1 protein-coding gene and 1 pseudogene are annotated in these 1,109 nt (G+C 67.4%); both read left to right on the top strand.

What is annotated here, in order from left to right; genetic code table 11:
• A partial coding sequence (locus ACY34J_RS28965) for an ATP-grasp domain-containing protein (RefSeq protein ID WP_462729596.1) occupies positions 1-816 on the top strand: 816 nt, incomplete at its 5' end.
• 22 nt (positions 817-838) lie between these two features.
• Positions 839-1,109, top strand: a pseudogene (locus tag ACY34J_RS28970) (succinate--CoA ligase subunit alpha); the annotation flags it as partial.

The following is a 1,109-nucleotide window of genomic DNA, read 5'->3' on the forward strand; positions in this document are numbered from 1 at the left end:
GAGGGCGGCATGGACATCGAGGAGGTCGCCGCGACCAAGCCCGAGGCGCTGGCCAAGGTCCCGGTCGACGCCATCGAGGGCGTGACGCCGGAGAAGGCCCGCGAGATCGTGTCGGAGGCCAACTTCCCGGCCGATATCGCCGACCAGGTGGTCGAGGTCCTGCAGCTGCTGTGGAAGGCCTTCGTCGCCGAGGACGCGCTTCTCGTCGAGGTCAACCCGCTGATCAAGTCCGGCGACGGCAAGATCATCGCGCTGGACGCCAAGGTGTCGCTGGACGAGAACGCCGCGTTCCGTCAGCCGGAGCACGAGGCGCTCGAGGACAAGGCGGCGGCCAACCCGCTCGAGGCCGCGGCCAAGGCCAAGGGTCTGAACTACGTCAAGCTCGACGGCGAGGTCGGCATCATCGGCAACGGCGCGGGTCTGGTGATGAGCACCCTGGACGTCGTCGCGTACGCCGGTGAGGACCACGGCGGCGTCAAGCCCGCCAACTTCCTCGACATCGGTGGCGGTGCCTCCGCCGAGGTCATGGCCAACGGCCTGGAGATCATCCTCGGCGACCCGGATGTGAAGTCCGTCTTCGTCAACGTCTTCGGCGGCATCACCGCGTGTGACGCGGTCGCGGGCGGCATCGTGCAGGCCCTGGAGCTGCTGGAGTCCAAGGGCGAGGAGGTCACCAAGCCGCTGGTGGTGCGCCTCGACGGCAATAACGCGGAGGTCGGCCGCAAGATCCTGACCGATGCGAACCACCCGCTGGTGCAGCAGGTGGACACCATGGACGGCGCGGCCGTGCGGGCCGCCGAGCTGGCTGCGAAGTAAGAAGGACGAGGACACCTACACCATGGCTATCTTCCTCACCAAGGAAAGCAAGGTCATCGTCCAGGGCATGACCGGCTCCGAGGGCCAGAAGCACACCCGTCGGATGCTTGCCTCGGGCACCAACATCGTCGGCGGTGTGAACCCCCGCAAGGCCGGCCAGAAGGTCGCCTTCGACGTCCCCCAGAGCCTGAACGGCCTGGGAGGTGCCTCCATCGAGATCCCGGTCTTCGGCTCGGTCAAGGAGGCCATCGAGGCCACCGGCGCCGATGTCACCGTCATCTTCGTCCCGGAGA

Source organism: Streptomyces sp. HSS9-12, assembly GCF_054963655.1.